This is a genomic window from Halorubrum lipolyticum DSM 21995, assembly GCF_000337375.1.
GTDB lineage: Archaea > Halobacteriota > Halobacteria > Halobacteriales > Haloferacaceae > Halorubrum > Halorubrum lipolyticum.
This window is the reverse complement of record NZ_AOJG01000030.1, coordinates 205,531-232,024: the sequence shown is the minus strand read 5'-3', so window position 1 is coordinate 232,024 and position 26,494 is coordinate 205,531. Positions and strand designations below refer to the sequence as shown.

Here is a 26,494-nt window from a genome sequence, read left to right as displayed (position 1 = left end):
GCGCTATCGATCGCGATACGCGAACCCGAACGCCTAATTGCGCCCGCGCCGCCCGTGATGACATGTTCGCGACGCTGCCGGACGCCCTCCGCCTGTTCGTCGTCCCCGTCTTCGCGTGGGCGGCCCTGCGGGACGTTCGGACCCGACGCCTCCCGAACCGCCTTTGGCCGCCGCTGTACGCGTTCGGGGCGCTGCTGTTGGTCTGGGAGCTCGCGGCGATATGGCCGCTCGCGGGGTTCGAAGGGACGCGGTTCGCCGTGCGGGCCGCGCTCAGCCTGCTGTTCGTCGCGCCGCTGGGCTACGCGTTCTGGTACCTCGGCGCGTTCGGCGGGGCCGACGCGAAGGCGCTGATCGCGATCGCGATCCTCTTTCCGACGTTCCCGGAGTACGCCGTCGCCGGGCTGACCCTCCCGCTCGTCGACACCCAGCTCGGCGTGTTCTCGCTGACGGTGCTCACGAACACGGTCCTGCTCGCGCTCGCGTACCCCCTCGGGCTCGCCCTGAGCAACCTCCGCCGCGGGGAGTACTCGGCGACGATGTTCTTCGCGCGGCCGGTGGCGACCGACTCGCTGCCGGACCGCCACGGGCGCCTGTTCGAGGACGACGCGGGGACGACCCGGAACGGCCTCGATCTGGACGCGCTCCGGATGTACCTGCGCTGGCGGGGGGCGACGCTCGCGGACCTTCGCGGGGACCCGGACCGCCTCCGCGACCCCGACACCGTCGGCGAGACGCACGACCCGACCGACGGCGGGACGCACGTCGGCCCGCGGACCGACGGGGGGACCGCGACCGGAGCCGAGGGCGAACCGGTCGCGGCCGACCCCTGGGCCGCCGAGCGCTTCCTCGACGAGATCGACCACGGCGCGTACGGCACCGACGCCGAGACGCTCCGCGGCGGGCTGGCGCTCGTCGCCCGGGCGGACCGCGTGTTGGTGTCGCCGGGGATGCCGTTCGTCGTGCCGATGGCGATCGGGCTGATCGTCTCGTTGACCTTCGGCGACGCGCTGTTCGCGGTGCTGGGCGCGGTCGGGTTGGTTTAAATCTCCCCGTCAAAATCCCCGACGAGCGGCGGTTCTCGATCTGGCTTCGGTCAGTACAGAGGTAGCGGTGAGCGATTACGGGAGTAGGTGAATCAGATCGGCTGAGCGGTTGTTTATAAATTGAATCGCGGTGTTGCTGTCGTCTATTTATAAGTGATTAGTGATTCTACAGTGAACANGCGGTGAGCGATTACGGGAGTAGGTGAATCAGATCGGCTGAGCGGTTGTTTATAAATTGAATCGCGGTGTTGCTGTCGTCTATTTATAAGTGATTAGTGATTCTACGGTGAACACCTCCAAAGCCCCAGTCGCGAGGACTCGCGCGGCTCGCTGCGCTCCTCGTCACTCGCTTCACTCGTTCCTGTGGTGCTTGCGTCGCCGTGCTTCGTCCTCGCGACTGCCCCTTTGAGTCCCACCCCGCACAGCATCGCAGCCTCACGCCTCCCTCAGCCTCGTCGGTGGTCCTCCGCTTCGCTCCGGACCACCGACTCCAGCGAGGGACCGAAGGTCCCTCTGGCAGCCGGCGCGTAGCGCCGGCGACCTCGCGCGTGCTACTCGCGGGCCTACGGCCCGCTCGCAGGCACGCGCCACCGCCTATCTTTTATAAACAAACGTCGCTACCGCTCACGGCNGGCGACCTCGCGCGTGCTACTCGCGGGCCTACGGCCCGCTCGCAGGCACGCGCCACCGCCTATCTTTTATAAACAAACGTCGCTACCGCTCACGGCCATTTAAATAGCGTTTCACAGCGATCCGTCTGATTCACCTACTCCCGCAACCGATCAAGAAGCACTCTTCAGCGAACGGCTGCCTCATACCGTGATCTGTGTGATAAACGGGAGTTCCCCAACGCGAGGTGAGACGGAATTCGGTTCCGCCCGAGAGGCTTCGCGTCGGCTCAGCTCCCGGCGCGGAGGTCGCCGACGGTGAGCACCCGCGTCCCCACGGGCCGTTTGACGAACTGGCCGACCTCGCGGCCGAGCAGCTCGCTGACCCCGCGTTGGGCGGCGACGTCGAGCAGGCGCTGGTCGATCAGCCCGTCGACGACGACCGTGTGGGGGGCGGTCTCGGCGCTCTCGAGCGCGTCGAAGGCGTCGGCCGCGTCGACCTCCGCGAGGACGCCGCGGTCGTCGCCGAGGAGCCGGGCGCGGTCGCTGCCGGCGTCGACGACCTCCTGCACGTGCTCTTCGATCGAGCGCGGCTCGTCGTCGAGCGGCGCGTCGGAGTCGTCTCCTCCTTCCTCCGCGGTCTCGGCCTCGGCCGCATCGAGGTCGGAGTCGGAATTGTCGGAGTTGTCGGGGTCGGAGTTGCCCTCGTCAACCTCGCCCTCGGCGGTATCGTCGCCAGCCGCGTCGCCGTCCTCGATCGCGTCCTCGTCGGTCTCCTCGGCGTCGATCGCCGCGGGCGCCGGCGCGTTCTCGACCGCTTCCACGAGTCCGCCCTCCGTCGCGCCCCGGGCTCCGCCGGCGACGACGCCGGCGCCGTCGTCGTCGCCGGCGGAGCCCGCTCGCTCGGGTTCCGTTTCGGTGTCGCTCTCGCCGTCGCTATCGGACGGATCGGACGCTCCGCCGGGGAGGCCGGTGCCGTCGCCGTTGAGAGGAGCGTCCCCCGAGTCGCCCGCGGCCGCCTCGCGGAGGTTCGGCTCGTCGGCGAGGCTGCTGTACGGCACCTTCCCGCGGAGCGCCTCGAAGACGGCGTTCCGGTCGAGGTCCTCGACCGACTCGCCGGGCGGGGCGAACGCGACGTAGTCCACGTCGCCGACCTGCGCGAGCTCGCGGAGGATCAGCTCGCCGCCGCGGTCGCCGTCGAGGAACGCGGTGACGGTGCGGTCGGCGGTGAGGTCCGCGACCGCGTCGGGGACGTTCGTCCCCTCGACGGCGACCGCGTTCTTGATCCCGCACTCGAGCAGCGTCAGTACGTCCGCGCGCCCCTCGACGACGATGACGGCGTCGGAGTCGCCGACGCGGGGCCCGGCCGGGAGCCCCTCGTAGTCGACGATCCCCTCGACGCGGGCGGCCTCGCGGACCTCGTCGAGGATGTCGTCGCTCCTGAGGCTGGTCTCCTCGAAGCCGCCGGCGATCAGCTCCTTGGCGCGCTCGACGACCTCGCGGCGCTTCGCCGCCCGCACGTCCTCGATGCTCGTCACCTCCACCGAGGCGTGGCAGGGGCCGATGCGGTCGATCGTCTCCAGCGCGGCGGCGAGGATCGCGGTCTCGACCTTGTCGAGGCTCGACGCGACCGTGACCTCGCCGAACGACTGGCCGTTCTCGGACTCGACGGCGACGTCGATCCGACCGACCCGCGAGGACTCTTGGAGGTCCCGCAGGTCCAGTTCGTCGCCGAGGAGCCCCTCGGTCTGGCCGAACACCGCGCCGACGACGTCGCTCCGCTCGACGACGCCGTCGGCCGCGATGGTGGCGTGGATGAGGTATTTTTCGGTGTCTTTCATGATGGGTGAATGGTGATGATCGGGCGGAGCCGGCCGCCCGTGCATCGTTGTGTCCGTCGGCGAAAATACTTATCGCACGCGCCTGCGTCGTCGACGTTCGAAGAGAAATTCTCTTCGATACTAAATACTGAAGTAGACCAACAATATTTAATCGGTGGATTCTAAGACTGTTTCACATGAGTCGATCGCGGAGAGATCTCGTGTGGATACCGACGTTCGCGGTCCTCGTCGCCTTCGCGGTGCCGTGGCCGCTCTGGGGAGTCGATCGAGTCGTCGCCGGGCTGCCGGTGTGGATCTGGTGGCACGTGGCGTGGCTCGGACTGTGTACCGCCCTGTTCTCGCTGTTCGTCCGGAGCGGCGCGTGGGAGCGAGGGATGGGTCGCGGCCGGGAGTCCGGCCCCGGGTCGGCGCTCGGGGGTGATCGGCCGTGACGCTCGGGCTGTCGCTCGGCGTCGTCGTCGGCTACCTCCTGTTCGCGCTCGCGGTGGGGCTCGTCGCCTACCGCGTCTCCGAGGCCACCGCCGAGGACTACTACCTCGCGAACCGCTCGATCGGGACGGTCGTGCTGCTTTTCACCACGTTCGCCACCCTGCTCTCGGCGTTCACCTTCTTCGGCGGCCCGAACCTCGCGTTCGCCGCCGGCCCGGAGTGGCTGATCGTCATGGGGACGCTCGACGGCGTGCTGTTCGCGGTGCTGTGGTACGTCATCGGCTACAAGCAGTGGCTGATCGGCGACCGACACGGGTACGTCACGCTCGGGGAGATGCTCGGCGACCGGTTCGGCTCCACCGGGCTCCGCGCGCTCGTCGCCGGCGTGAGCCTCCTCTGGCTGTTCCCGTACGTCATGCTCCAGCAGATGGGCGCCGGCGAGGCGCTGGTCGGGCTCACCGACGGCGTCGTCCCTTACTGGGGCGGCGCGGCGCTGGTCACCGCCTTCATGATCCTCTACGTCGTCCTCGCGGGGATGCGCGGGGTGGCGTGGACCGACACGGTACAGGGGCTGTTCATGCTCTCCGTCGTCTGGATCGCCGCCGCGTGGGTGGTCTCGGCGGTCGGCGGCGTCGGCGCGGCCACCGGCGCCATGCTCGACGCCCGACCCGAGTTCGGGGGCTTCGGCGGCGGCAGCTACACGCCCGGGTTCATCGTCTCCACCGCGATCACCATCGCGTTCGGCGTGACGATGTTCCCGCAGATCAACCAGCGCTTCTTCGTCGCGAAGTCGGGCGAGACGCTGAAGCGGTCGTTCGTGCTGTGGCCGGTCCTCGTCCTCCTCCTCTTCGTCCCCGCCTTCATGCTGGGCGCGTGGGCGGCCGGGATGCCGATCGAGGTCCCGGAGGGCGCGAACGTGCTCCCCGTCGTGTTGAACGAGTACACGCCGGCGTGGTTCGCGGCGCTCGTGATCGCGGGCGCGATGGCCGCGATGATGTCCTCCTCGGACTCGATGCTGCTCTCCGGCTCGTCGTACTTCACCCGCGACGTGTACCGACCCGTGATCAACGCCGAGGCCTCCGAGCGCCGCGAGGCGTGGATCGCCCGGCTCGGCGTCGCCGTCTTCGCGCTGGCCGCGTTCGTCGCGAGCCTCTTCCGGCCCGGGACGCTGATCGAGGTCGGCGACACCGCCTTCTCCGGGTTCGCGCTGCTCGCGCTCCCCGTGCTCTGCGCCCTCTACTGGGACCGGACGACGCGGACCGGGATGATCGCCGGCGTGCTCGTGCCGCAGGTCGCGTACCTCTCCGTGGTGTTGTCGGCGGTCGTCGGCGCCGTGCCGACGCTGCCCCGCACCGTCGCCGGCGGCTGGGACGTGGCGCTCGGGCTGATGGTCCTGTCGGCGCTCCTCACCGTCGGCGTCTCGCTCGTCACCGCGCCGACCGCCGACGGCGACGCCTCGCGGTTCGCGGTCGCCGGCGACTGAGGCGAAGTTCGAGGCGTCGCCGTCGCTCGCGGGCTAGTTACAAACCGAGTCGCGACCGCGCGTCAGTCGTCCAGTTCCTCTGTGACCGAGTCCGGCGGCGCCTCGATGTCTCCGGGGGCCGCGTCGCGTCCGGACTCGCTCGATCCCGGGCCTCCCGGAAGCATGTCCGACTCGGGGTCGAACAGCTGGAGCGCGGTGCGGATCGTCTCCCAGTCGTCCTCGCCGGCCGCGTCGCGCAGCGAGCGGGTCGGGGCGGCGAGCAGCTGGCCGACCAACGCGTCGGCCAAGTCCTCGACGGTCTCGCGCTGCTCGTCGGTCAGGTCTCCCTGCGCTTCGAGCTTCGAGACGGCGCGGTCGACCTCTCGGGCCTTCACACGGTCGGCGCCGGCGTACATCGCCGAGATGGCGTCGTCGGCGCGCTTCCGCTTGTACGCCTCCAAGATGCGGTCGAGCTCCTCGTCGATGATCGCCTCCACCTCCCGCGCCTCCGCCTCGCGGCTCTCGCGGGTCCGTCGGGTCACGTCCTCTAAGGCGTCGATGTCGTACAGCGTGACGCCGTCGTGATCGGCGAGCGCGGGGTCCACGTCCCGCGGCTGCGCGATGTCGATACAGACGAGCCGGTCGGCGCCCGTCACGTGCTCCGACCGGATCACCGGGTCGGGGCTGCCGGTCGCCGCGATCACGAGGTCGGCGTCCGGGACCACCGTCGCGAGGTCGGCGAGGGACACCGCCTCCGCGGGCGTGTCGACCTCGCCGGCGACGAACGCCGCGTTCGGTACCGTCCGGTTCGCCACGACGATCTCCGAGACCGCGGCGTCGTCGAGCGACCGGGCCGCGAGCGTCCCCATCTCGCCGGCGCCGACCACGACCGCGGAGCCGTCGGTGAGGTCGATCTCGTCGGCGGCCAGCCGCACCGCGGCCGAGCCGAGCGAGACGACGCCCTCGTTGATCGACGTCTCGTTGCGCGCGCGCTCGCCGACGTGGAGCGCCTTCGTCACTCCGTCTTTCAACACGGGACCGATCCCCCCCGCGGACTTCGACTCCTCGTACGCCTCGCGGAGCTGGCCGATGATCTGGTCCTCGCCGAGTACGAGCGACTCGAGCCCGGAGGCGACTCGCATCAGGTGTTCCAAGCTCTCCTCGTGGTCGAGTCGGCGGACCGCGCCGCCGCGGACCTCGGGGGCGAACGACTCCAGCGCGACCGAGCCGTCGACGGTCCGATCGGTGACGACGTACGCCTCCGAGCGGTTACAGGTCTGGAGCGCGAACGCCTCTTCGACCCCGTCGCGCGCGAGCAGGTCCGAGACGGTGGCGCGGACGCCGTCGCCGCCCGCGGCCTCGATCTCGTCGACCGTCGCGCGGGAGTGGGCGACGCTCACGCCCGTGATAGCGCCCGTCTCCTTCATTCGATGAGTACCTCCTCGATCACGGAATCTGCCTCTTGTCGACCGTAAGAATCCCCCTTTTGTAAACCCTTCCAAACCCCCTCGGATCGCACGACGCGGCGGATCGCTTCCCGGCGTTTCTCGGGTGCGATACCGCGGTCTTTGAGCTCCGCCCGGAGGGATCCCGACAGCTCCGCCATCGCGCCGGCGCCGTCGATATCCGCCTCGATCCGCTCGCGGAGCGCCTTCGCCAGCGCCGGGCTCGCGCCCCCGGTCGAGAGGGCCACCCTGACCGGGTCGTCCTCGACCGTCGCCGGGACGACGACGCTCCGCGCCCCTCGGCTGCCCGGCCGGTCCGCGGCCGACACGTCGGTCCGATTGACGAGCGCGTTCGCGTCGAGCGCGGCCGCCTCGGCCGCCGCGTTGACGGCCGCGTCGTCCGTGGCGGCGACGACGAGCGCGGGCTCGACCCGTTCGATCCAGCCGCGGACCGCGTCGGCGTCCGGCGCGGCGCGGACCAGGTCTACTGCCCCGTAATCCCCCTCGGCGAGGTCGGCCAGCCGGTCGTCGAACGCGGGGCTCACGACGACGACCCGCGCCTCGTCGGCGAACCGAGACGCCTTCCGCGACCCGACGGCGCCGCCGCCGAACACCAGCACCGTCTCGCCGGCGAAGTCGTGGTACAGCGGGATCACGCGCGCCACCGTGAGACCGCGGTCCGGCGGGTCACGCCGTGTTGCTGTCGGCGCGGTCGGCGATGCGGATCCCCGTCTTCTTCAGGATTCGCGTCGAGAACAGCGTGTCCCAGTCGTTCCTTCCGACCTCCCAGTACTCGTCCATCAGCTCCTTCACCTCCGCGATCCGGCGCTCGCTCTCGGCCTCCGTCCGCCCGTGCGTCATCGCGAAGAAGTTGTACTCCCAGACCCCCTCGTGGCGGGGTCGCTCGTAGCAGTGGGTGACGAAGCCGAGCCCCGCGACTGCCGGCCCGACCTCGTCGAGTGCCTCCTCGGGCACGTCCCAGACGGTCATCCCGTTCTCGGTGTACCCGAGCGCGTAGTGGTTGGGGATGACGCCGACGCGACGCACCTTCCCCTCCGCGTCGAACCGCGTTATCGTCTCGATCACCCATTCGGTGTCGGCGCCGATCGCGGCCGCCACGTCGGCGTACGGCGTCTCCGTGATCGGGAGCCCGCCCTGAATCTCGACGACGAGGTCGCGCTCGTCCGGCGTGAGCGTCGACCGGTCGCTCGGCGTGACCGCGGGCCCGAGGTCGGAGAGGTCGACGTCGCCCTCGGGGACCGGACCGTCGACGAGGAACTTCGCCCCGACGTGGAACTCCCGAACTTTCGGGAGGTTGTACGTCTCCTGGCCGGTCGCCGCCTCGATCTCCGCGAGCACCTCGTCGACCCGATCGCCGCCGTCTTTGTCGGGGTCCGGGTGGTCGGCGACGCTCACCACGAACCACATGTTGAGGTGCGGGTGCTCGCGCTCGTAGTTGTGCGCCACCGCGGTGAACTCGTTGACCGTCTCCGCGATCTCGTCGTATCGGTCCTCTGGCGCGTGCATGGCGACGAGCGACGCCGCCCCGCCGATCTCTTCGGCGTTGACGAGCGCCCCGAACCGAGAGAGGGTCCCCGCCTCGTCGAGTTCGCGCACGCGCTCGCACAGCTCCGGGCCGGTCACGTCGATCCCGTGCTCGCGGAGCGCGGCCGCGGCCGGTTCGAAGGGTCGCTCGGTCACCGGGAACCCGCCCTGGAAGGCGTTGATGATCCCGCGGTCGAGCGCCGTCAGATCCGCGTCGACCTCTTGCATACGTCTGGATCGGGTCCGCGCGAGAATAAGCGATCCGACCCGTGCGCGGGTGGCGGAGCGGCAGGAGCCGGGACGACCCGCCCGACTCAGCCGTCGAGGTCCCGAGCGATGTCCGAGAGCGACGACCGAGGGCCGCGCGTCGCCTCGTACACCGTCCGTTCGCCCGGAACCCGGAGGCCGTACAGCTCGTCGGGGACGACGACGTCGAGAACGATCGCGTCGCCCGGTTCGCGGTCGTTCTCGTCGAGCCACGCGGCGAGGCGGTTCTCCCCCTCGCCGGGCTCGCGCGCGAGCCGGCGGTTGTCGAACGCGCCCCGGATCACCCGCCCTTCGCCGTCGCTCCGCACCGGCGCGTGGTACTCCTCGCGGTCGATAGCGACCCGAATCACGTCGCCGGCGGCCATCGACAGCGACTCGCAGCTTCCGGACTCAACGCGCCCGCTGAGATCGTCGTCGTCCGGGATCCGCACGCAGGGGCGGCGAGTGCCGCCGCTCCGGGCGAGCGAGACGCGTATCGAGGCGACGCCCTCGTCGTCGGAGGGGACGCGGGGCATCGAAACGGGGCGCTTACTCCTCGTCGGCGTCGCCCTCGCCGAGCGCGGCGGCGACGTCGTCGCCGTCGACGACCGAGACGTTGATCTGGGCCACGTCGTCGTCGATCTCGCGGCCGCGGACGGTGATGCGCTTGCGCTCGCCCTCGCGGGACGGCTCGAAGCCGACGCCGCCTTCCAAGAGCAGCTCCTTCAGGCGGGTGCCGGAGACGTCCTCGCGCATCGGTCGGCCGGTCTCGTCGGAGCCGCCGGTGATCTCGATCGTGTGCTCGGAGAGCCCGACGGCGTCGCCGCCGATCTCGTCGCCGATCTCGCGACCGAGGAACCGGTTGGCGTCCTGTCCGTCGACCTCTCGCTGGAACGTCTCGCCGGTGTCGGGGTCGGCGATGACGACTTTGAATTCGGCCATGGGCGAACCGAGACCCCCGCGAATAAAAAGCACGTCGAAAGCGCGAGCCGCCCGCGATCCGCGAGTGGACCGCGTCGCAGACGGCGCTCGCCGCTCAGCCGTCGCGGTCGATCCGGTCGATCCGCGGGTCGCCGTCGCCCCACGGACCGTCGACAAACGCGTCCTCTAGCGCCCGAACGACGGAGTTCGGTCGTTCCGGGCCCCCCGCCGCCGCGACGCTCCCGACCGTGTTCGAGTCGAACGGAACGCCGAGCGCGTCGTACACCGCCGCGGTGGCGTCGGCGATCTCGCGTGCGCCCGCCCGTGTGACGACCAGACAGCCCGCCACGAGCGCGGCGTCCCCGCGGACCCGCTGTGCGATCCCCGCGATCTTGCCGCCGTCGGCGACGCGGACCGAGTGGTCGCCCGGACAGAACGACTCGGGCGGCTCGCCGGGAGACACGTCGGCGCCGAGGCCGCGCAGCGCCTCGAGGAGCGTCTCCGTCGCGCGCTCGTATCGGTCGGCGATCGATCCGGGGCCGCCACGGTCGCCGAGCGGGACCGCGTGCGCGAACGCGAGCGCGTCTCCCGGATACGCGACGGCCCGCCCGCCCACGTCGCGCTCGATCGGCTCGAACCCGCGATCGGCGGCGAGCCGCTTCGCTCGCTCGAAGCCCGGATCGCGGGCGTCGCGACGACCGAAGGCGAACTGCCGGGGCGGCGTCCACACCCGGAGCCCCGGCGTCCCGTCGCCCGCGTCGGCGAGCAGCGTCGACGTGTGCTCGCGGTCCGCCGCGGGGCGGGGGTCGCGACCTCTGAGCACGCGCATACCGGCGAGAGGAGTCGACCGGACAAGCCGTTTGCGACGTGCGTACGACACGCGTCGTTCGTCGCTCGGGGCGGGCGGCGACCGCGTGACACAAAGGTTTTGCCGACCCTCTGACTGTGTCAGGTAACGATGAGCGATCTCGGCGCGCTGCCCGTGCAGGCGTACCTTTCGGCCTGCTTGCTCGCCGGGGTTATCGGCGTCTGGCTCGGATACGTCGCGTGGACCGACCGCGACGAACCGGGCGGGACCGAGGTCGCGCTCTACCTGTTTTGCGGCGGCGGTGTCTCGCTGCTGTACGCCCTCAGGGTCGCCAGCGCGAGCGAGTTGGCGATGGTCGTCGCGCTCAACCTCTCGACGCCGCTGCTCGCCGCGGTTCCCGGGATCTGGATGGCGTTCGTGCTCGCGTTCACCGGACACGATCGGTGGCGCACGGAGAACCGGACCGTCGCGCTCGCGGCCCCGGCCTTCGTCTGGGTGCTGACCGCGTGGTCGAGCGGAACCCACGGGCTCGCGCGCCGCTCGCTGTCGGCGGTCGTCGAGGGACCGTTCGCGCTGCTCTCGTTCGGTCTCGGGGTCGCGGACGCGGCGTTCGTGGTGTACGCCTACGGGCTGTGTCTCGCCGGGGTTCTCGTCGTCGTCGACCTGTACCGCCGGACCGGGAACCGCTACCGGCTCCAGACGTTCGTGATCCTGCTCGGAACGCTGTTCCCGTTTCTCGGCGGGATCGTCACCGTCGTCGACGCGGGGAGCTACGCGAACCTCGCGTGGTTCCCGACCGCGCTCGTGGTCCACGGCGTCTTCCTGTACGGGACCGTCTTCTGGCTCGGGACGCTCGACGCCGCCGTCGTCGCCCGCGACACCGCCGTCGAGGTGATGCAGGACCCCGTCATCGTCGCCGGCTCCGACGGTCGGATCCGCGACCTCAACCCCGCGGCGGAGGAACTGCTCTCGCCGGATTCGGTCGGCTCCTCGCTGTCGGACGTGTTCCCCCGCCTCGAGGTGGGCGTGGAACACCCGATCTCGATCGACGGGCGGCAGTTCGACATCCAAGAGGACCCGATCACGGACCCCCGCGGCACCGACCGCGGACACGTGTTCCTGCTCCGCGACGTGACCGAGCGAGAGCGCCGACAGACCGAACTCGAACGCCGCGAGGCCGAGTTGGAGCGGCAGAACGAGCGGTTGGAGGACTTCGCCGGCGTCGTCTCTCACGACCTCCGGAATCCGCTCGCGGCGGCGACCGCGGCGGTGGAACTCGCCCGCGGCGGCGACGGAACCGACGACGACGCGCTCGACCGCGCCGCGAGCGCCCACGAGCGGATGGACGACCTGATCGAGGGACTGCTGTCGCTGGCGACCGCCGGGAAGTCCGTCGACGAGGTCGACCGCGTCTCGCTCGACGGGACCGCCAGACGGGTCTGGTCGCGGCTCGAGACCGCGGACGCGACGCTGTCCGTCGACGGACCGGACCTGCCCGTACTCGCCGACGGCGATCGGCTCGAACAGCTCCTCTCGAACCTGTTCCGCAACGCGATCGAACACGCCGGCGAGGACGTGGCGGTGCGGGTCGAGATCGAGCGCTGGGCGGACGGCGTCACGCTCGCGGTCGCCGACGACGGTCCCGGCGTGCCGCCGGACCAGCGCTCGGACGTGACCGAGCGCGGCGTTTCCCTCGGCGGCGGGACCGGGCTCGGGCTCGCCATCGTCGGCGACATCGCCGAGGCGCACGGCTGGGAGCTCTCGGTCGAGGAGTCGGCGGCCGGCGGCGCGCGCTTCGTCATCTCGGGGATCGAGTCGACCGGCACCTGATCCGGTGTTGAGACGAGCGCCTCGGAGGACGACCGCGGCGGTCGGCTCCGACGGCCACTAGGCCGTCGAGCCCCACGTGACGATCCGATGACGGTCACGCTCCCGTCCGCCGTGCTCGACCGCTACCGACGGTTCTCGCGGTTCAACTCGCCGTACCCCGCACACGACGACGGCCGCGCCATCGACCTCTACCCGGACGGCGAGGCGGGCCTCTCGCCCGTCGCCGGCGTCGTCCGCGAGACGCGGACCGTCGGCTGCCCGGACCGGTCGTACGCCGCCGACGAGGACCACCTGATCGTCGTCGAGCTCGACGACGCCTGGTGCCGACGAGCCGGCGCGGCGCCCGGGACGGTCGCGCGGATCCTCCACGTGGTCCCGGCGGTGTCGCCGGGCGACCGCGTCGCGGTCGGCGACGCGCTCGGTCCGCTGACGCGGTCGGGGTTCTTCGGACGGTGGGTCGACGACCACGTCCACTTGGGGTTCAGACCGCCGGGCGCGAACGCGCTCCGCGCGAGCGGGTCGCTCCCGGTCGATGTCGACACCCCGGTCGAACCGATGCGATGGGACGGGACCGGTGCGGTCGTCGAGCGCGGACCGACGCACGTCCGCCTCGACGGGCCGACCCACCCGGCCCCCGGTCGGCGATTCGCGGCGCTCGCGAGCGACGACGGGATCCCCCTCGACGGCGGGCTGGCGCACTACGCGGGCGGCGGCGCGTTCGACGCGCTCGCGGACGGGACGGCGGTGTCGCTGTGGGGGACCCGCGTCGGGGTCGCGCGCGGACGCGGTATCGCGTGGGAACCGGTCGACGCGCTCGCGAACGGCGAGCGAGTGGTGGGGCTGTCGCTGTTCGCGGCGAGAGACGGCGGATTCGGGGTGAAGGTCGTCTGTCCGGACGGGCGGTTCGACCTCGGCGAGACCGTCTCGCTCGCGCTCGCGCCCAGCGACGACCCGATCCGGCTCGGTGTTGGGTGACGCCGGAGAGACCGGCAGCTGGCGGGCGGGATGGCGAACAGCCGGCGCGATCGAGCCACCGCGGCGGTGCGCCGGGCTCCCGCCTCGGCCGCCGCGGGCGACGCGTCAGGTACGGGGCGGATGACGCGTGATCGCCGATACGGAGTCGGGGAGCGGACGGAACGAGTTCGTCGCGACTGCATCGCCCCAACCTCCCCAACCTCCCCAACCGCCCCGCCGTTGTTGCGAGTTCCGAGGGCTACAAGCGGGGGGACGCCGAGAGTGGGGTATGGACCGGAGCGAGGTCGAGGCGATGGAGCCGCTGCCGACGGCGGCGGTCGAACTCGTCGAGCGGCGGATCGAGGAGGAGCACGGCTACCTCTCGTGGCTGAACACGTCGGTCGACGTCGTGGAGCGCGGCCGGGTCGTCCTCTCGATCCCGTTCGACGACAAGCTGACGAACAGCGACGGCGGCACCATCCACGGCGGCGTGGCGGCGACCCTGGTCGACACCGCCGGCGGGATCGCCCAGCGCACCGCCTTCGAGGACCCGCTCTCCGGCGATGTCGCGACGGTGAACCTCAACGCGAACTACCTCCGTCCGGCGACCGGTGACCTCCGCGCGGAGGCGACGGTCGTCAGGTCCGGCGGCTCGATCGGCGTCAGCGACATGACGGTCACCAGCGCGACGAACGGCGACGCCGCCGAGGTCGTCGTCGGTCAGGGGTCGTTCCGGCTGTTTCGCGAGTAGCCCGCGAGGTCGGCGAGGAGATCGGGTTTCCCGCCGCCGTCCGCGGCGTCGTCGAGGTCGTCAAGCGCGCCCGCCAGTTCCGCGACGGCGTCGCGTTCGACGCGGTCCGGTGCGGCGCGGACGGAGACGGACTGCTCGCCGAGCGAGACGAACCCGCAGCCGAGCCGCTCGGCCGTCTCGCGGAGCCCCAGCCCGGCGTCGGCGTCGCCCGCGAGCACCTTCCTGACCGGGCTCTCGAACGCCCGGACCGTCAGCTCGTAGCCGTCGATCCGGTCGGCGAGGTCGCGGCGCGACGCGTCGCGGTCGGCCGCGAGGTCGTCGAGCGCGTCGTCGAGGCTCCGGCGGAGCCCCGAGTCGGTCGGTCGATTGACGAACCGCACGTCGCCGTCGACGAGGTCGGCGAGCCCCGTCACGCCGTCGGGGTTGCCCCCGGGAACGACCAGTCCCCACTCGCGGGTCCACCCGCCGAGGTATGCGGCGTCGACCTCGCGGTCGGTCGGGCCCGCGACGACCGCCGCGTCGGGCACGCCGTCGCGGAGCCGGCGGAGCCCCTCGCGGGAGCCGACCGGGAGGTACCGGGGGCTCTCGAGGCGGTCGAGCAGGCGGTTGAGCGCCGGGTCGTCCTCGCCGACGCCGAGGAGGGTCGGCGGGCGCACGTCGGGCGAGAACAGCTGCACCGAGACGCGCTCGCCCCGGTCGAGGTACTCCGTGTCCGGGTCGACCGCGACGACGCCGTCGGCCTCGACGAGGCTCGTCGTCGCGCCGGACCCCTTGTCGACCGGGTAGGCGAGCGGGCGGTCGCCGTCGTCCAGATCGAGTAACCCGACCGGCATCAGCCGCATGCGCCCCTCGCCGTAGCGCTCGCCGACGGCCATCCGCCCCTCGACGGTCGCGGTGGCGGGCTCGGGCTGGCCGGCCGCCTCGCGGATCGCGGGCGCGACGAACGTCCGGAAGATCGTGAGCGCGGAGACGGGGTAGCCGGGGAGGCCGATGTACGCCGAGGGCCCCGGCGCGTCCGCGTCTTCTCGCCGGTCGAGCCGGCCGACCAGCATCGGCTTGCCGGGCTTGACCGCGACGCCGTGGAGCAGGAGGTCGCCGCGCTCCTCGATCACGCGGTAGATCACGTCGACCGCGCTCGCCGAGGTCGACCCGGACGAGAGCACGAGGTCGCACTCGTCGGCCGCGCGCCGGAGCAGCCGCTCCATCTCGTCGTAGTCGTCGCCGGCGTGCGGGTAGAGGACGGGCTCGCCGCCTGCCTCCTCGACGCCCGCGGCGATCGTCGTCGAGTTCACGTCGTAGATCTCGCCGCGCGAGGGGTCGAGCTCGTCGCCGGGACGGACCAGTTCGTCGCCGGTCGAGACGATCCCGACCCGGGGGGTCCCCGCGACCGGGACCTCGTCGACGCCGAGCGCCGAGAGCAGGCCGATCTCTCTGGGGGTCAGCCGCGTCCCGGGACCGAGCGCGCGGGCGCCGGCGGCGATGTCGGCGCCCGCGCTCATCACGTGGTCGCCCGGCGCGACGGCGGTCCGGATCGCGATCCGGTCGGGGGCGTCCCCCTCGGCGTTCAGGTCTCCGCCCTCCCCGTCCAGTTCGTCGGTCCGCTCGACCATCACCACGGCGTCGGCGCCGTCCGGCATCACGGCCCCGGTGGATATCTCGGCGCAGGTCCCCGGCTCGACGGTGACCTCTGGCGTCGCGCCGGCGTGGACCGCTCCGACGAGGTCGAGTTCGGCCGGGTCGGCCTCGTCGGCGCCGAAGGTGTCGCGGGCGCGGACCGCGTACCCGTCCATCGAGGCGCGGTCGAACCCCGGCACGTCGATGGCGGCGTCGATCCGCTCCGAGAGGACCCGGCCGCGGGCGTTCTCCAGCGGGACCGTCTCCGGCGCCGGCGAGAGGTCGAGCGAGTCGATCGCCTCGCGGGCGGCCTCGGGCGTGGCGAGGTCGCGGAACTCCTTGCGGTCGCTCATCGGTTCGCCTCCCACAGCTCCACGTCGACGACCTCGCCCGCGTCGATCCCCTCCCGCGGCTCGGGGACGACGACCCAGCCGTCCGCGAGCGCGACGCTCGAGAGGATGCCGGAGCCGCTGGCGCGGGTCGGCGTGGCGGCGGGGAGATCCGTCTCTCCGTCGCCGTCGGTCGACCCGTTCCCGTCCTCGTCGCCGGTCTCCGCCGAGAGCGACACCCGAGCGAACGTCCGCGTGCCGGGCTCGCTCGGCACCTTCCGAGCGAGCCTCGCGCGCCGCGTCGGGAACGGGTCCGCGGTCGTTCCGCCCGCGCGCTTCTGGACGGGCCGGAGGAACTGCGCGGCGTTGACGATGCAGGCGACCGGATAACCGGGCAGCGAGACGATCGGGGTGTCGTCGGCGACGCCGAGACAGACCGGGTGGCCCGGCTTGAGGGCGACGCCGTGGACGAGCACCTCGCCGACGGAGTCGACGACTTCCGGGAGCAGGTCGCGCTCGCCGACCGAGGACCCCCCGGTGGTGACGACGGCGTCGGCGTCGAGGTCGCCCTCGATCGCCGCCGCGAGCGCGTCCTCGTCGTCGGTGACCACGTCGCGGTAGCGCGCCTCGCCGCCCCACCGCTCGACCAGCCGCGAGACGGTCAGTCCGTTCGTCTCGATCACCTCGCCGGGGCCGGGGTCGGACTGCACCAGCTCCTCGCCGGTCGGGATCACGGCGACGGTCGGCCGCTCGTAGACGGTGACCGCGTCGAGGCCGACCGACTTCAGGAGGCCGAGGTCGGAGGGGCGAAGGACGTGGCCGGCCTCGAAGAGGCGCTGGCCGTCCGCCACGTCCTCGCCCGCCTCGCCGACGTTCTCGCCCTCGGCGACCGCGTCGAACGCCTCGACCTCGCCGCCCTGCCCGCTCCCGCCCCCGACCGTCTCGACCTGTTCGATCATCACGACCGCGTCGGCGCCCTCGGGGACCGCGCTCCCGGTGTGGACGCGCGCGGCCTCGCCGGGCGCGATCGAGTCGACCTCGGTGCCGACCGCCCGCAACGCGGCGGGCGACCGGTCCGACGCGCCGAAGGTGTCCTCGGCGCGGACCGCGTACCCGTCCATCGCCGCGCGGTCGTAGCTCGGGACCGGCGCCGGCGCGTCGATCGGCTCGGCGACGACCCGCCCGTCCGCGTCGGCGAGCGGCGCCGACTCGGTCCGGCCGTGGGGCTCGACGGCGTCGAGCAGCGTCGCCAGCGCGTCCGCGACGCGGGTCCGCCGCTTGAATCCGGCCTCGCGTCTGTCGTGGCTCATGGCCCGTCGTTTCGCGCCCGCGGCCAAAAACCCGTCTCCGGCGAACCGGTTCGCCGGAGGTTACGTCACCCACGAGAGGACGCGCGCGGCGCGGTGGGCGCCCTGCGAGACGGCGACTCGGGCGGTCGAGACGACCTCGGCGACCCCGCGGCTCGCGGCGGTCGCGCTCCGCACGGCGCCGGTCCGCGCGTAGTACCCCGACTTGCGGCCGGCGGCGCCGACGTAGTGTTTCGCCGCCATCCGGATCGGCGCGCGGCGGCCGTCCACCCGCGTGGTCCCGTTCCGGATCGCGTCGAGCACGTCGTCGGCCGTGACCGCGTCGACCGACTCGCGGCCCTCGATCTCGACCTCGGTGAACGCGCGCCCGACGTACTTCAGGCGGTGGGCGTCGCTCGCGGCGACCCCCGGATAGCCGTGTTTGGCCGCGAACCGCCGCGCGCGGCGGTTTCGGTAGCCGGTGAACAGCCACGCGTTGAACACCTCGATCGCGTCGACCTCGGGGCTATCGGCGACTTCGGCAGCCTCGGTGGTCACGTCGGCATCGGCGCCCTCGGCGTTCGCGTCGACTTCCCCGTCATCCGAATCCGGCACGGGGATGTTCCGCTCGCGGACGCCGTGGCGCGACCGCTGAAAGGGGTGGGGGACGATCGCGACGCCGCCGTGCTCGCGGATCCACGCGACCGTCTCGTCGTAGGGGCGCCGGCGCGGCGGCATGCGTTCGACGCCGACCGCGAGCAGGTGGCCGTGCGCGGTCGACACCTCCACTCCCGGGATGCCGATCAGCCCGTACTCGTCGGCGATCTCCGCCGCCCGCTTCGACTCGCCGATCACGTCGTGGTCGGTGATAACCACGGCGTCGAGCCCGATCTCCGCGGCGTGTTCCAGAATGAGCTCAACCGGCTCGTGGCCGTCGTAGCTGTCGTCCGAGTGGACGTGGGGGTCGATGCTGACGGTGACGCGGGACACGATTGGGGTAACGTCGGGAGCCTTATAAACGCGACCGCCGCGTCAGACGGAACGCGACCACCGCGTCAGACGAAGGGTTAGGTACCCGCGGGCGAACACGGAGGTATGACCGATCCGACCGACAGCGCGTACGTCGATCGCGCGATCGAGCTCGCCGAGGAGGCCGTCGACAGGGGGAACACGCCGTTCGGCGCGCTGCTCGTCCTCGACGGCGAGGTCGTTCGCGAGGCCCGAAACGAGACGCTGACCGAGGACGACCTAGCGGCCCACCCGGAGCTGGCGCTCGCGCGGTGGGCCGGCCGGGAGCTCGACGCCGACGAGCGCGCCCGCTGCACGATGTACGCCAGCACCGAGCCGTGCCCGATGTGCGCGACCGGGATCCACTACGCCGGGATCGGCCGGGTCGTCTTCGGCGTCGCGGGCGAGACGTTCGACGCGCTCACCGGCGACGCGGTCCCGATCCCCTGCGCCGAGGTGATCCGCCGGGCCGACGGCGACACGGCGGTCGAGGGGCCGATCGCCGAGGCGGCCGCGATGGAGCTCCACGAGTCGGTGTACGGTGAGTCGTAGCGTGGACGAGCGAGAGAGGTCGTGGTTCCCGTGACCGGCCCGCCCCCGGTCCTCGCGGTCGGCGCCGCGGCGATAGACGAGTGGTACGCCGTCAGCAACCTCCCCGAGCCGGACGGCGGCGCGTTCGCGAGCGAGGTGACGTCCGCGTTCGGCGGCGTCGGGGCCAACGTCTCCGTCGCGCTCGACCGGCTCGGTCGCGATGTCGGGCTCGTGAGTCGCGTCGGCGACGACGAGTACGGGGAGCGAGCGCGCGAGTACCTCGCTGACACCGGCGTCGACGCCTCGCGCGTCTCGGTCGGAGACGACCCCTCGACGCGGTCGGTGATCCTCAGCGACCCCGCGGGCGAGCGCGCCATCGTCACCGCGGGCGAGAGCTTCCGGCGGCTCCAACTGGACGAGGCGGACCGCGAGGCGCTCGCCGCGACCGAGACCGTGTTCGTCACCGGGTACGCGCCCGACGCGGTCTCGCGGACCGTGCTCGACGTCGTCGAGTCGGCCGCCGACCCGCCCGCGCTCGCGTTCGACCTCTCGGGCTCGGTCGAGGAGCTCGTCGGTCGCGGGACCGAGCCGGAGACGATCCACCGGTACCTCCACACCGCGGACCTGTTCGTCGCCGACGACGTGGCGGCCGCGGCCTATTTCGGCGGGGCGGAGGCCGCGAGAGAGCACGTCGCGGCCGCGCAACGCGCGAGAGAGGGCGACGGTCGCTCCCCGTCGACCCGCGACGGGTGGCCCCGCGCGGTCCTCACCCACGGCGCGGACGGGATGACGGTCGTCGCCGCCGGCGCGGTCACCGAGTTCGACGCCTTCGACGTCGACGTGGTCGACGCGACGGGCGCCGGCGACTCCTTCGTCGCGGGGCTGATCGACCGGTGGATCGCCGGCGACGGTGGGGACGGCCCTCGCCGCGAGCGCGTCGGCGTCGCCGACGGCGTCCGGTTCGCGGCCGCGGTCGCCGCGATCAACTGCACGTCGCGGTTCGCCCAGACGGGGCTCCCGGCCCGAGGCGAGGTGGAGGCGTTCCTCGCTGAGCGGGGGCTCTGAGCGTCCTCCGAGCCGCCGTCGCCGATCCCCCACCGCCATCCGAGCCGCCGTCACCGATCCCCCACCGCCATCCGAGCCGCCGTCGCCGATCTCACCGCACCTCGTCCGCCCGCGCGACGAGCTCGGCCACTCGGTCTGCGTCGACCGGGGCGGTCGTCTCGCCGCCCTCCTTGAGCGCGGTGCCGACGATCGCGCCGTCGGCGACCGCGAACACGTCGCCGATCGTGTCGGCGCGGACGCCGCTCCCCACGAGCACCGGCGTGTCGAGCCCGTGCGCGTCGCGGTCGTCGACGACCGACTCGAGCGTTTCGAGGTCCATCGCCTCCCCCGTGCCGCGTCCCGAGGCGATCACGGCGTCGGCGAGCCCGCGTTCGGCGGTGTCGGCGAACGACTCCGCGGTGTACCCCTCCGCCGAGAGCGGCGCGGAGTGTTTCACGTCCGTGTCGGCGAACACGCCCACGTCGACGCCGAGCCGGTCGCGGAGCCGGAGCGTCTCGTGGGCCTTCCCCTGCACGACGCCCTGGTCCGTGACACGGGCGCCGGTGTGGACGTTCACGCGGACGTAGTCGGCGCCGACCGCGGCGGCGACCGACAGGGCCGCCTCCGCGTCGTTGCGGAGGACGTTGATCCCGAGCGGGAGGTCGGTCGCGGACGCGATTTCGGTCGCGGCCCGGGTGACGCTCGCGACGACGTGTTTCGGCGCGTCGTCCGGGTAGAAGGGCGCGTCGCCGAAGTTCTCGACCATGATCCCGTCGACGCCGCCCCGGTCGAGCGCGCGGGCGTCGGCGGCGGCGCGGTCGAGCGCGTCTCGCATCGCCGTCGCGCCGTCGGCCGGCGCCTTCGGCGCCCCCGGGAGGGGCGGGAGGTGTACCATGCCGATCACGGGCGCGTCAGTGCCGAAGGTGGCCTCGAACTCCATGATACCGACCGGAGACTCCCTCGGCGGATAAGTCTCACCACACGGGCGCCTCCGCGCCGCGCGGACGCCCCCGCGTCCCCCATCGTTTAGCCGCTCCGGCACGAATCGGCGCCCGAGAGATGAGCATCGACGTGGACGACTCCGACGACCGCACCGGCGAGGTGACGCTCGTGTTCTCGCTGGGCGCCGCCCGGCGGCTCGCGGACCCGCAGAGAGCGATCGCGGACGCGCGGGAGTGGAGCCGCCACGTCGGGATCGTCGCCAACGACGCGGACGCCGTCGATCGGTTCGTCCGCGAGGCGGGCGTCGAGAACGACTACGCGCTCCGGAACTGGGACAAGTGGGGGACGCTCGGCGACATCCACGAGGGGACCGACGCGCCGCGGGCCGTGTTCGTCGGCACGGGGGCCGGGAACCGACGCGTCGCGACCCACGTCGGCTTCGAGTACCTCCCGATCGACGAGGCGGCGGAGAAGGCGGACTGGACGCTCTCGGAGCCCGAGCGGTCGAGCGAGTCGGGGATCGCGGACCGCCTGTGGCGGGCGGTGACGGAGCGGTTGGGCTGAACGACGCCCTCCGGCCAGAGGGCGGTGAAAGACGGTCGAGAACAGCCGCGAAGTCGGTTCGCTACCGTTCCAGTTCGACGGTCAGATCGGTCGCGATCCACGCGTCCGTGTTCCCCTCCTCGGTGAAGACGGTGCGGTCGGGCGAGCAGCGACTCGCCGCGACCGTCGGGCGTGCGTCCGACGACTCTCCGACCTCGCGTTCGATCCGGTCCCCAGCGGTCATTACCGGTCCGTCAGGGGTACTGGGGGTTATAGGTTTCGGTCAACCTAAACCAACGGTCGGCCGAGGGGACGTTTCGGCGGCGGCGAGGCGGGCGGGGGATCGGATCGCATTACCCGGTGGCAACCGTCGGCGGAGACGATGACGGATTCGCTTTTCACCCCGTTCACGCTGCGCGACACCGAGTTTCGCAACCGCGTGATGTTGTCGCCGATGTGCCAGTACTCCGCGGACGACGGGTTCGCGAACGACTGGCACCGGGTTCACCTCGGCTCCCGCGCCGCCGGCGGAGCCGGTGTCGTGATGACCGAGGCGACCGCCGTCGAGCCGCGCGGCCGCATCACGCCGGGCTGTCTGGGGATCTGGTCCGACGAGCACGCCGAGGCGATCGAACCGATCGTCGACTTCGTCAACTCACAGGGCGCGACGCCGGGGATCCAGCTCGCTCACGCCGGCCGGAAGGGCTCGCACAGCCCGCCCGCCGAGGGCGGCGATCCCATCCCCGCGGACGACCCGGCGGGCTGGGAGACGGTGTCCGCGACCGACGCGCCGTACCCGGACCCGGACGCCGACGAGGACGGGCTGGCGGCGACTCGCCGGCTGGACGAAGACGGGATCGACGAGGTGATCGACGCCTTCGCGACCGCCGCGGAGCGCTCGCGCGAGATCGGCTTCGAGGTCGCGGAGGTCCACGCGGCCCACGGCTACCTGCTCCACCAGTTCCTCTCGCCGGTGGCCAACGACCGCGACGACGCGTACGGCGGGAGCTTCGAGAACCGCACTCGCCTCCTCCGCGAGGTCGTCGAGGCCGTCCGCGAGGTGTGGCCGGACGACAAGCCCGTCTTCGTCCGGATCTCCGCGACCGACTGGCTCCCGGACCGCGACTCGTGGGACGTCGACGACTCCGTGCGGCTGGCCCCGCTTCTCGCCGACGCCGGCGCCGACCTGATCGACGTCTCCGGCGGCGGGATCCACCCGGACCAGGAGCTTCCGAGCGCGGGACCGGGGTATCAGGTGCCGTACGCCGAGGCGATCCGCGAGGGGACGGACGTGCCCGTCGCCGCGGTCGGCGGGATCACGGAGCCGACTCACGCCGACGCCCTCGTCAGAAACGGGCGGGCCGACCTGGTCGCGCTCGGCCGCGAGCTGCTCCGGCACCCGTACTGGCCGCTGGAGGCCGCCCACGAGCTCGGCGCCGATGTCGAGTGGCCGGTGCAGTACCGACGCGGGCGCTTCGACTGAGGCGGGTCGCCAGGATGGGCGGGACTCCCCCGCACGCTCCGGGAAGACTTATTCCGCTCCCGCGAGCCGACGGGATATGGAGTACCGACCCTTCCCCGACGAGCGCGGCGACGAGTTCGACGCGTTCATGCGGTACGCGTTCTCCCCGACCGAGGGGCCGTACGACCCCGAGGAGGCTGACGACCACGACACCATTGCCGACACGCGGGGCCTGTTCGACGGCGACGAGCCGGTCGCGGTCTGCGCGCACCACACCTTCTCCCTCCGGATCCGGGGCGACGACCGCGAGGTCGCCGGGCTCTCCGCGGTCGCGTCCCCCCCGGAGCACCGCCGGCGGGGGAACGTCGGCCGCATGCTCCGGGAGTCGCTGGCCGAGTACCGCGACCGGGGCGTCCACGTCTCGACGCTGTGGCCCTTCGAGTACCCCTTCTACGCCGCCTACGGCTGGGCGACCGCGTCCCGCTATCGCCACCTCACCGCGCCCCCCGAACAGCTCGGGTTCGTCGACGATCTGATCGCGACCGCGGGCGACGACGCCGGGAGCTTCCGTCGGCTCGACGGGGACGACTACCCCGCCGTGAAACCCGTGCTCGCGGCGATGGCGGACCGCTACGACCTGACGATGGACTGGACCGAGGAGTGGTGGCGCGAGCGCGCCCTCCAGGGCTGGAAGACCGACCCGTTCGTCTACGGCTGGGAGCGCGACGGGGAACTTCGGGGGCTCTGCGCGTACAGCTTCGACGACGACGCGGGCGACGCGGGCGACGCGGACGCTCCGATTCTGCGCGTCACCGACGTCGCCGTCGCGGACGACGAGGCGTGGTTCCAGCTCCTCCGCTTCTTCCGCAACCACGACTCGCAGGTCGCCGAGGTCCGGATCCGCGCCCCGCCGGACGCGCCCCTGCTCGACCTCGTCGAGGACCCGCGGGCCGTCGACTGCGAGGTCCGGACCGGGCCGATGGTCCGGCTCGTCGACGTCGCCGCCGCCCTCGAAGCGCTCGACCCCGATCCGGAGATCGAGGCCGCGTTCTCGCTCTCGGTCGCCGACCCCCTCGTCGACCGGAACGACGAGACGTTCCGCGTCGCCGTCGCGGACGGGGCGGTGGCGGTCGAGCCGACGGGAGGCGGCGAGGACGGGGAGACCGCGGTGGCGGAGACCGGCGGGCCGGACCCCGACGCCGCGGACGCTGCGGACGCCGCGGCCGACATCGGCGCCCTCTCGCAGCTGTACGTCGGGTACAAATCGGTCGACGAGGCGGTCCGGAGCGGCGGGCTCGCCGTCGACTCCGCGCTCGCCGCCGACCTCCGCGCGCTGTTCCCGCCGCGGACGACGCACCTGCGCGAGGGCTTCTGAGCCCGACTCCGAAAGCGCCGGCCGGGCTTTTTATCCGCGGACCGCCTACGCCGCGGTATGAGTTCCCGCGACGACAGACGCGACGACGACCTCGAAGAGCGGCTCGACGAGCTCGAGGAGGTGCTGGGCGATCTCCGCCGCGACCTGCGCGAGACCGAGCGGGACCGCCGCGGGCCCCCGCGACCCCCCCGGCTCTCCGAGCTCGTCCGATTCACCGAGCGGTACACCATCCCGACGGTGATCGCGCTCCTCGAGACGACGATCAAGTCGCTCGAACTGGTGCAGGGGACGCTCCGGCTCGCTGACCCGGGTCGGAGCCTCGACGAGGCTGGCTCGGCGGCCGACCGCCTCGGCGACGTGCGGGACGGCGCGAGCGCCGGGCTGTCGCGGTCGCTCTCGGAGCTCCGGACGGCGCTCTCCGAGGCCGACCTCCCGGAGGAGGCCGCCTCGCGGTCGATCATCGAGGACGCACGCGACCTCACGGCGGAGATCGAGGCGCGGATCGAGGAGGGGCGCCGCGAGGCCGACGCCGCCCGGCGCGGGCGACGCGACCGCCTCGACGGACGGAGCGACGAGACTCGGACCGCCAGCGACGCGAGCGACGACGGCGGTGAGGACGGTGACCGCCCCGACCGTGGTATCCGGATCGACGTGACCGACCCGGACGCGCCCCCGGACGACGAGGTGGACGGAAGCGGGGAGGCCGACGACGCCGGTCCCGAGGTCGACGTCGAGTCGGAGCTGGAGTCGATCAAGCGCCAGTTCGACGACGCCGAGGAAAACGAGGCGAACGAGGAGCCGGACGCCGAGGGTGATTCGGTCGATGACGGCGATTCGGACGCCGACTCGACCGACGACGGCGCCGGTTCTGCCGGGGACGACGACCCGACTGCCGACGACGGCGCCGACCGCGGCTCGACCTGACCGCCCGGCCGCTGGCTTTTAAACGTGAACCGTTCGGAGTTTTCAAAAGTCGACGCCAAGGCGGTCCGCGACCCGTTCGGCCGAGTCGAGGAGGAGCGTCTCGTCGTCGGTGAACACCTCGAGCGCGACCGTGCCGTCGAAGTCCCCGAGTTCCGACTCCACGAGGCCGTAGTCGACCTCGCCGGCCCCCACGGGGAGGTGGGTGTCGCCCCGGCGGCGCGCGTCGTGGCAGTGGAGGTGCGAGATCCGGTCGCCGTGGCTCCGCAGGAACCGCTTGATCGCCTTGTTGTCGCCCTCCATGTACGCGTGGCCGAGGTCGAAGCAGACCGGCGTGTCGGTCTCGCGGGCGATGTCGCCGAGGACGGAGAGCTGGAGCCCCGCGTGCTGGTGGCCGACGTTCTCGACGACGACCTCGACGCCAGCCTCGCGGCCGGCGTCGGCGACCCGGCGGAGCTGGTCGGCGGCGACCTCGCGGAACTCGGTGTCGTCGCGGTCGGCGGAGGTGGCGTGGAGGACGGCCTTCTCCGCGCCTAGGTCGCCGGCGGCCTCCAAGAGCCGGCGCTGGTAGTCGACGATGGCGTCGTTGACCTCGGGCACGTAGCTGGCCAGCCGCTGGCTGTACGGGAGGTGGACGAGCAGGTCGCGGCCGGCGAGCGCGTCGTCGAGCCGGTCGGGGTCGATCTCGCCCGGGACGAGCGTCGGCTCGCCGACCCCGAGTTCGCAGAAGTCGAACCGCGTCGGCGACGCCGCGAGCCGGTCGAGGTCGTCGCCGACGGTGAGACCGATGTCCATGTCGGCGGTGGGTTCGGCGGTCGTATAAATGATGGCGCCGGAGCGGTGGTCCTGTTGCGATCAAGTTGATCGCTTTCTGTACCTCAATCGCTCAGTACAGGGACTCACAGACCAGAATCCGTCTACACCTCTCCCACTTCTGTTAAAAATGCCTTGCGAGATACAGAGCGCATATGCAGCAATCGACGCTGGATTCAAGAGCTAAGTCTGAGTGGATGTAGTATGGAACCCCGGAATTTCCTGCGTATCGAGGGATTGGCTGTCTTGGGGATTGCGCTGGCTGGTTATTTCACGCTCGATGGCTCAGTTTGGTTGCTGCTCATTCTTGCGTTAGCCCCTGACTTATCAATGATTGGGTATCTCGCTGGTACTCGAATCGGCAGTCTGAGCTATAATATCGTCCATACGTACACATTGCCGCTCGCCCTCGGTAGCCTCGGCTTCTGGGCAGACATCCGAATGGCTCTCCTTATCGCTCTGATTTGGGCTGGCCATATCGGAGCTGACCGTCTCGTGGGATATGGTCTGAAATTCGAATCCGGATTCAAAGACACACATCTCAGTACCCAGCCTGCTCCAGTGGACGCCTTCACCAAATCTGATTAATAATCGAACTGCTCTGCTGCACTCATCCTCTGTATCTCGCACGGCTATCGCAACTTGGCACTGAGACGGTAACATTCTCAGTAGTCAATACGCAGTCGGCACCTAACAGCTGGTTCAGTACGATCGGTGCCCGAATAAAATTCAACAGCGCCGAC

Annotated in this window: 26 protein-coding genes; 13 read left to right on the top strand and 13 right to left on the bottom strand. The window is 71.7% G+C overall.

Translation table 11 applies throughout. From position 1 onward, the window contains the following. The first annotated feature begins 62 nt into the window (after positions 1-62). Positions 63-1,043, top strand: coding sequence for an A24 family peptidase (locus C469_RS11565; protein WP_008006794.1), 981 nt, complete (start codon positions 63-65; stop codon positions 1,041-1,043). Between the two features lie 898 nt (positions 1,044-1,941). On the opposite strand, the gene dnaG is transcribed toward C469_RS11565, so the two are convergent. Further along, a complete protein-coding gene (gene dnaG / locus C469_RS11560; protein WP_008006793.1) occupies positions 1,942-3,492 on the bottom strand; it encodes a DNA primase DnaG in 1,551 nt (516 codons plus the stop codon). A 176-nt stretch (positions 3,493-3,668) separates the two neighbouring features. Between dnaG and C469_RS11555 the strand changes: the two genes are divergently transcribed. Beyond that, a complete protein-coding gene (locus C469_RS11555) occupies positions 3,669-3,923 on the top strand; it encodes a DUF3311 domain-containing protein (RefSeq protein ID WP_008006792.1) in 255 nt (84 codons plus the stop codon). Then, on the top strand, positions 3,920-5,404 hold the full coding sequence (locus C469_RS11550; RefSeq protein ID WP_008006789.1) for a sodium:solute symporter family protein: 1,485 nt from the start codon (positions 3,920-3,922) through the stop codon (positions 5,402-5,404). The genes C469_RS11555 and C469_RS11550 overlap by 4 nt, the downstream gene beginning before the upstream one ends. Before the next feature lie 62 nt (positions 5,405-5,466). On the opposite strand, the gene hemA is transcribed toward C469_RS11550, so the two are convergent. The 6 genes from hemA to C469_RS11520 form a co-directional block, all read right to left on the bottom strand. Next, positions 5,467-6,810 carry a glutamyl-tRNA reductase gene (hemA, locus tag C469_RS11545; RefSeq protein WP_008006787.1) on the bottom strand — a complete coding sequence of 448 codons (1,344 nt, stop codon included), beginning with the start codon at positions 6,808-6,810 and terminating at the stop codon, positions 5,467-5,469. Next, positions 6,807-7,484, bottom strand: coding sequence for a precorrin-2 dehydrogenase/sirohydrochlorin ferrochelatase family protein (locus tag C469_RS11540; protein WP_049911365.1), 678 nt, complete (start codon positions 7,482-7,484; stop codon positions 6,807-6,809). Before C469_RS11540 ends, hemA begins: the two co-directional genes overlap by 4 nt. Positions 7,485-7,515: 31 nt before the next feature. Further along, complete coding sequence (gene ahbB, locus C469_RS11535; RefSeq protein ID WP_008006785.1) at positions 7,516-8,601, bottom strand: siroheme decarboxylase subunit beta; 1,086 nt, start codon at positions 8,599-8,601, stop codon at positions 7,516-7,518. An 86-nt stretch (positions 8,602-8,687) separates the two neighbouring features. Continuing rightward, entirely contained in the window at positions 8,688-9,155 is a 468-nt protein-coding gene (locus C469_RS11530; RefSeq protein WP_008006784.1) for a DUF7112 family protein, read from the bottom strand. 13 nt (positions 9,156-9,168) lie between these two features. Beyond that, positions 9,169-9,561 (bottom strand): 30S ribosomal protein S6e, encoded by a 393-nt coding sequence (locus C469_RS11525; RefSeq protein WP_008006783.1) that lies wholly within the window; start codon positions 9,559-9,561, stop codon positions 9,169-9,171. Positions 9,562-9,655: 94 nt separating this feature from the next. After that, positions 9,656-10,369 carry a lipoate--protein ligase family protein gene (locus tag C469_RS11520; protein WP_008006782.1) on the bottom strand — a complete coding sequence of 238 codons (714 nt, stop codon included), beginning with the start codon at positions 10,367-10,369 and terminating at the stop codon, positions 9,656-9,658. A 129-nt stretch (positions 10,370-10,498) separates the two neighbouring features. On the opposite strand from C469_RS11520, the gene C469_RS11515 reads away from it, so the two are divergent. The 3 genes from C469_RS11515 to C469_RS11505 all read left to right on the top strand — a co-directional run bounded on the left by C469_RS11515 (position 10,499) and on the right by C469_RS11505 (position 13,883). After that, on the top strand, positions 10,499-12,178 hold the full coding sequence (locus tag C469_RS11515; protein WP_008006781.1) for a sensor histidine kinase: 1,680 nt from the start codon (positions 10,499-10,501) through the stop codon (positions 12,176-12,178). Between the two features lie 87 nt (positions 12,179-12,265). Further along, a complete protein-coding gene (locus C469_RS11510; protein ID WP_008006779.1) occupies positions 12,266-13,153 on the top strand; it encodes a hypothetical protein in 888 nt (295 codons plus the stop codon). 268 nt (positions 13,154-13,421) lie between these two features. Then, entirely contained in the window at positions 13,422-13,883 is a 462-nt protein-coding gene (locus C469_RS11505) for a PaaI family thioesterase (protein ID WP_008006777.1), read from the top strand. Here C469_RS11505 and C469_RS11500 read toward each other — a convergent pair. From C469_RS11500 to C469_RS11490, 3 genes are read right to left on the bottom strand one after another with little or no spacing between them, the layout of a single operon-like run. Then, complete coding sequence (locus tag C469_RS11500; RefSeq protein ID WP_008006775.1) at positions 13,853-15,850, bottom strand: molybdopterin biosynthesis protein; 1,998 nt, start codon at positions 15,848-15,850, stop codon at positions 13,853-13,855. The genes C469_RS11505 and C469_RS11500 overlap by 31 nt on opposite strands. Further along, positions 15,847-17,136: a molybdopterin molybdotransferase MoeA gene (locus tag C469_RS11495; RefSeq protein WP_008006773.1), complete on the bottom strand. Its 1,290-nt coding sequence runs from the start codon at positions 17,134-17,136 to the stop codon at positions 15,847-15,849. The genes C469_RS11500 and C469_RS11495 overlap by 4 nt, the downstream gene beginning before the upstream one ends. A gap of 60 nt (positions 17,137-17,196) precedes the next feature. Beyond that, the gene (locus tag C469_RS11490) at positions 17,197-18,102 is read right to left on the bottom strand and encodes a CehA/McbA family metallohydrolase (protein WP_008006771.1); all 906 of its coding nucleotides are present in this window, start codon (positions 18,100-18,102) and stop codon (positions 17,197-17,199) included. 105 nt (positions 18,103-18,207) lie between these two features. On the opposite strand from C469_RS11490, the gene C469_RS11485 reads away from it, so the two are divergent. Then, complete coding sequence (locus C469_RS11485; RefSeq protein ID WP_008006769.1) at positions 18,208-18,672, top strand: nucleoside deaminase; 465 nt, start codon at positions 18,208-18,210, stop codon at positions 18,670-18,672. Between the two features lie 30 nt (positions 18,673-18,702). After that, positions 18,703-19,716, top strand: coding sequence for a carbohydrate kinase family protein (locus C469_RS11480; RefSeq protein ID WP_049911363.1), 1,014 nt, complete (start codon positions 18,703-18,705; stop codon positions 19,714-19,716). 91 nt (positions 19,717-19,807) lie between these two features. Here C469_RS11480 and C469_RS11475 read toward each other — a convergent pair whose 3' ends face one another. After that, a complete protein-coding gene (locus tag C469_RS11475) occupies positions 19,808-20,635 on the bottom strand; it encodes a BtpA/SgcQ family protein (protein WP_008006765.1) in 828 nt (275 codons plus the stop codon). Positions 20,636-20,754: 119 nt separating this feature from the next. Between C469_RS11475 and C469_RS11470 the strand changes: the two genes are divergently transcribed. After that, on the top strand, positions 20,755-21,201 hold the full coding sequence (locus C469_RS11470) for a DUF7124 domain-containing protein (RefSeq protein ID WP_008006763.1): 447 nt from the start codon (positions 20,755-20,757) through the stop codon (positions 21,199-21,201). A gap of 61 nt (positions 21,202-21,262) precedes the next feature. Here the strand turns inward: C469_RS11470 and C469_RS17240 are convergent, their stop codons facing one another. Continuing rightward, positions 21,263-21,424: a hypothetical protein gene (locus C469_RS17240; RefSeq protein ID WP_008006761.1), complete on the bottom strand. Its 162-nt coding sequence runs from the start codon at positions 21,422-21,424 to the stop codon at positions 21,263-21,265. 138 nt (positions 21,425-21,562) lie between these two features. Here C469_RS17240 and C469_RS11465 point away from each other — a divergent pair, with 138 nt between their 5' ends. From C469_RS11465 to C469_RS11455, 3 genes are all read left to right on the top strand, one after another. Further along, complete coding sequence (locus C469_RS11465; protein ID WP_008006759.1) at positions 21,563-22,663, top strand: NADH:flavin oxidoreductase/NADH oxidase; 1,101 nt, start codon at positions 21,563-21,565, stop codon at positions 22,661-22,663. Between the two features lie 76 nt (positions 22,664-22,739). After that, positions 22,740-24,017, top strand: coding sequence for a GNAT family N-acetyltransferase (locus C469_RS11460; RefSeq protein WP_008006758.1), 1,278 nt, complete (start codon positions 22,740-22,742; stop codon positions 24,015-24,017). Between the two features lie 57 nt (positions 24,018-24,074). Continuing rightward, complete coding sequence (locus C469_RS11455; protein WP_008006757.1) at positions 24,075-24,941, top strand: DUF7547 family protein; 867 nt, start codon at positions 24,075-24,077, stop codon at positions 24,939-24,941. A 42-nt stretch (positions 24,942-24,983) separates the two neighbouring features. Here C469_RS11455 and C469_RS11450 read toward each other — a convergent pair whose 3' ends face one another. Then, positions 24,984-25,733 (bottom strand): sugar phosphate isomerase/epimerase family protein, encoded by a 750-nt coding sequence (locus C469_RS11450; RefSeq protein WP_008006756.1) that lies wholly within the window; start codon positions 25,731-25,733, stop codon positions 24,984-24,986. A gap of 222 nt (positions 25,734-25,955) precedes the next feature. On the opposite strand from C469_RS11450, the gene C469_RS11445 reads away from it, so the two are divergent. After that, positions 25,956-26,339: a DUF4260 domain-containing protein gene (locus tag C469_RS11445; protein WP_008006755.1), complete on the top strand. Its 384-nt coding sequence runs from the start codon at positions 25,956-25,958 to the stop codon at positions 26,337-26,339. Positions 26,340-26,494 lie beyond the last annotated feature (155 nt).